Genomic DNA, 3,936 nt, shown 5'->3' on the forward strand with positions numbered 1-3,936 from the left:
CGCCCATCCCGGTCGCGCCTGCCGGCCTGACAGACCGGGCCAGAAGGTTCGTCGAGGTGGAGGGCGTTCGTGTCCCTCGGCAGGGCCTCGGGCAGTACCGAGAGACGTGGATCGAGCACGGGGTCCCAGTGGTGGAGATCGACCGGGCCGCGGCCTTCCAGGACCGTTGGGGCGGTCTTGTGCTGCCGCCTGCCCCGTTCTACGAGGGCGGTCCGCGCATCCTGGGCGCCGACTGTCCCGAGGGATCGGCCGCTGAGGGCTGGTTGTTTCCGGCGGGAAGCTGCCGGGTGTCCATGGCCTACGGATTCATGGTTGGCTCCGGCGGCGCATTCGGGATCAATGCCTACCACTGGACACCGCTGCATGCCAGCACGGACGGATGGGTGGAGTCCTTGGCGCTCGCCGCCCATGCCAGTCGCTGCGCCAAGACCGTGACAAGGATCAAGGGGAAGGCCGTCGAGTCATTGAACCTCGCCGGCTTCGAGCCGGTGCCTGAAGTACAGGGCGTGACGGACACGTGGTGGCGGGGCAAGGACTCGCTCATCGCCCTCTACCGAGGCGAGGCCGTCGGCCTGGACGCTCCACGATGCCTTGAAGCCCACGTGTACGGCGGCCTCGACGAGTGGGGGCTCCACGGCGGCTGATCGCCGTCACCCCTGCGGCCCGCTGATCTTTGGGGCAGTTGTACTCGCCCGGCACCCCGCGGCGTCAGGCCGAAGCCATCAAGGGCTCAGTGGTTCTCGTGATCGACTCTTGCTTCGGATGCATCGAGCCAGTTGAGGTACCACTCGGAGAACCTGACCCGCGCGTCTGGAGGGCCAAGTGGTGTGAGGCCGGCGTCCGTGGGCCGATCATCGAACCATACGCTGCCCCGTTCGGCGCCGCTGACGACCAACCAGTCGTAGGTGCCGCAACCCTCGTGGCCCAGGCACACCGCGCCGGTAGTCAGTTGGCCAAACAGGGCTTCTCCCTCGTCATCCCAGGCGCGGAATGCTCGGAGGTACTCCTCACGGCTGTCGAACGCCTGCTCCACAGGCTCCTGAGCGACCTGCTCAGCCAGAGCCTCCACAATGACGTCATGCCGTGGAAACGGCAGATGGAGTTGGTCAAGGTCGGATTCCGCTCCCGGGCCGCTCCAGCTCCAGGCGCCGCCCTCCTGTATCAATGAGCTGATCCCGTAGGCCGGACCCGCGCCGCCAGCACCGACCTGGACCAGGAAGGCGCGGTAGTCCTCTGGCAAAGACACCCGAAGTTGTGCCTCGGCCTCGCTGATCTGCTCTTCCAAGAGAGGTGCGGCCAAACGGAATTGATGGCCTTGGGCACCGTACAGATTCCAGGCACCGAAGACCACCTGTGCCTTATCCTTCCGCGCGAGCGCTTCGATACGCTCGCGCACCCCGCTCCAGTCCGTAGTAACCATGCACGGCAGGTTAGGCCAGGAAGAGTGCCACTATCGAGCGAGGCCACAGCCCGTGGACCAGGAGCTTCGCCGCAGAGTCCAGCAGGAGGCTGCCGCGTGCAGTCGGCATCTCCCTCGGCAACGCCGGGCATCGGTACCGCAGCGGCCATCCTCGCTGCCGCGCCGTCGAGGCCCGACTTGACTGGTGCAGAGAAAACCCGGACAACACGGCCAGGGCCTCGATGCGGTCACCTTCCCGGGTTACCGACCGGGCGGCAGCGCGTCAGCCGCAGCGGCCTTGGCCGAGGCGAGCGCGTCGGCCACCAGGGCGGCCCTGGCGGTCAACGGGGTGATCTCACCAGCCACACCCCGGGCGGTGGCCGTCTCGGCGACCAGGTCCAGGAGCGCCTCGCTTCTGGCCTCCAGCTGCTCCATCGTCTGGCGTTGCGCCGCGATCCGGTCGACCTCTTGGACCTGACGGGCGTACACCTCCAGCGCGGCGACCTGAAGCTCGATGCCAGTGCGCACCCTGTTCAGAGCCTCGCGCTCCCCCGCCAGCAGTTCGACGACGGCCTCGCTGGCACCGTCGGCCCCGGTACTGGCGTTAACGGCCCGGCTGTACCGATGCAAGGACCGGGCGAGCAACCAGACCCGGTCCGGCACCTGCACCCAGTTCGCGGCGCCCAGGCCCTCCATGTAGTCCAGGTGCAACCGGGAGATGAGGATGGTGTCCGCGGCGTGCTGCGCCCGGGCGAACAGCCGGACGGCATCGCCGGTGAGCCAGCTCGGGTGGACGTAGTGCCCGCGGGCCCGCCGCAGGGCCTTCGCCATGCGCCTGTTCTCCGCTATCCGCACGGCGACCACCAGGGCGGCGATGAGCGTCCCGCCGACGAGCAGGAGCAGCCCGGTGTTCTGGACGATGTCGAGGAAATCGTGAGCTGCGGCGTCGATGCTCTCCGTCCGACCCCCGGGGCCGGCGTCGGGAGTCTGCGGCTGGTCGTCCGAGAGCTGCTTCAGCAGCCAGGGAGCCAGGGCGACGGCACCGCCGAGGGTCCCGCAGCCGAGGGAGGTGCGCAGGATCCTGCCGCCCTCGAAGTAGCCGGCCGTCAGGAAGGTGCTCGGCGTCGCCGTCGTCGGCCAGCAGCCGCGGGTATCCGGCGGCCAGGTCGGCGACGGCGGCCGTGACGGCGTCGGGCAGGGCGGGGTCGAAGATCGGATGGGCCTGGAGCCCGTCCATGGGCTTGTCGAGGTCGGCCGTCACGTCAGGGGCCCTCTCACGTCGTCGGATCCGGTGCACCGGGAGATCCCCGCTCGGGCGGGACGGCAAGTCTGGAGGCGGACCGGCCGGAAGCCGCTGAGCCCACGGCCGACCTGCGGGAATGCTAGTGCTCTGACCGCGTGGCTTCACCGGCTCGGGGTGGTGTCCCGAGCCGGAGGTACCGGGTTGGGGCCGTCCTACCGTTCGTCGGGGGTGTTCTCCATCGCCCACCTGCGGAAGAGGAGGAGTACCTCGGTGAGGTTGCCCGGTCCGCATGCGGCGTCGAAGGTCATGCCGGAGGTCCGGGCCATCACCCAGTCATTCTTGCTGCGTTTGAGGTCCTGGCGGGGGAAGTCGTGTCCCTCCAGGTCGGTGTCCTCCAGGTCGATGCGGACGGACCAGCCGGGGTTGTCGAGCGTCTCGATCTTGACACCCCACTCGTGCTCCCAGTCCTCGTTGCACTGTGCGGAGTACCAGCCCTGCAGCCACTCCAAGACGCTCTCGGCTTCGTTCATGGCACGAGATGCTAGGTCAGCCGCGAGTCCAGGGCCGGAACGCAAATAAGGGCCTGCCCCGGCAACTGACACCGGGGCAGGCCCTTACCCGTGCGGGGTGCGGGCGGGCGGGAGAGTCGAGGCCGATGGCGCGGGAGGCGGGGCTGTCGGGCTACGGGAAGGTGAGCTGGTCCTCGTCGGGGACGTCGTCGTTGTCGGTGGCGGCCTGGGCGCGGGCGTCGTCGTGGGCATCGTCGTCGCACTCGCAGACCAGCCGCCCGTCGGGCAGCTCGACCCATTCACGGCTGGCGACGGCCTCTTCGGCGGCGGCCTCGGGGCTGGTGTGGTGGGGGATGTACTCGTCCTCGACCAGCTCGCCGCAGACCGAGCAGCAGGCGGTCCAGCACAGGGAGGGGACGGCGACGCGGGCGCCCGAGCGGGCCGCGCCCTCGCGCCGCCAGGCGTAACCGCGGTGGAGGACGACGGCGTAGGTGACGGGCTGGAGCGGGGAGCCGTCGTCCAGGTCGACGGTCAGCGCGTTGTGCTCGGCGGCGGCCATCAGGGCGGTCGCGAGGTCAGGCATCGGCACGAGGTTGTTCGGGCCGGTGAGCCACAGCTCCCAGTCAGCCGTGGGGGTGCCGGGGCGCAGCCGCTGGTCGGGGTCGGTGGCGAACAGGCCACGGTGGGGAATCGGGACGACGGTCATGGCGGGGGTCTCCTTCTGTGAGGTCGGCCCGGCCCGCAGGGGTGCGGGCCGGGGCGGGGGTGTGGTGGGGGTGCGGTGG

General features: G+C 69.7%; 5 protein-coding genes. 1 reads left to right on the top strand and 4 read right to left on the bottom strand.

Annotated elements, in window-relative coordinates; genetic code table 11:
• On the top strand, positions 1–644 hold a 644-nt coding region (locus ACFUK0_RS39710; RefSeq protein WP_380258879.1), incomplete at its 5' end, for a hypothetical protein.
• Between the two features lie 86 nt (positions 645–730).
• On the opposite strand, the gene ACFUK0_RS39715 is transcribed toward ACFUK0_RS39710, so the two are convergent.
• The 4 genes from ACFUK0_RS39715 to ACFUK0_RS39730 all read right to left on the bottom strand — a co-directional run.
• The gene (locus ACFUK0_RS39715) at positions 731–1,420 is read right to left on the bottom strand and encodes an SMI1/KNR4 family protein (RefSeq protein WP_380258881.1); all 690 of its coding nucleotides are present in this window, start codon (positions 1,418–1,420) and stop codon (positions 731–733) included.
• A 240-nt stretch (positions 1,421–1,660) separates the two neighbouring features.
• Positions 1,661–2,230, bottom strand: coding sequence for a hypothetical protein (locus ACFUK0_RS39720; RefSeq protein WP_380258883.1), 570 nt, complete (start codon positions 2,228–2,230; stop codon positions 1,661–1,663).
• Between the two features lie 624 nt (positions 2,231–2,854).
• Positions 2,855–3,172: an immunity 53 family protein gene (locus tag ACFUK0_RS39725; protein ID WP_380258885.1), complete on the bottom strand. Its 318-nt coding sequence runs from the start codon at positions 3,170–3,172 to the stop codon at positions 2,855–2,857.
• A 151-nt stretch (positions 3,173–3,323) separates the two neighbouring features.
• Positions 3,324–3,936 (bottom strand): hypothetical protein (locus ACFUK0_RS39730; protein WP_380258887.1); only part of this gene is annotated, 613 nt, incomplete at its 5' end.

This window comes from Kitasatospora sp. NPDC057223, assembly GCF_042669755.1.
GTDB lineage: Bacteria > Actinomycetota > Actinomycetes > Streptomycetales > Streptomycetaceae > Kitasatospora.

Excerpts from the sequence above, each read along its gene's own strand:
- ACFUK0_RS39720 (WP_380258883.1), bottom strand. The coding sequence starts at position 2,230 with ATGGCGAAGGCCCTGCGGCGGGCCCGCGGGCACTACGTCCACCCGAGC.
- ACFUK0_RS39715 (WP_380258881.1), bottom strand. The coding sequence starts at position 1,420 with ATGGTTACTACGGACTGGAGCGGGGTGCGCGAGCGTATCGAAGCGCTC.
- ACFUK0_RS39725 (WP_380258885.1), bottom strand. The coding sequence starts at position 3,172 with ATGAACGAAGCCGAGAGCGTCTTGGAGTGGCTGCAGGGCTGGTACTCC.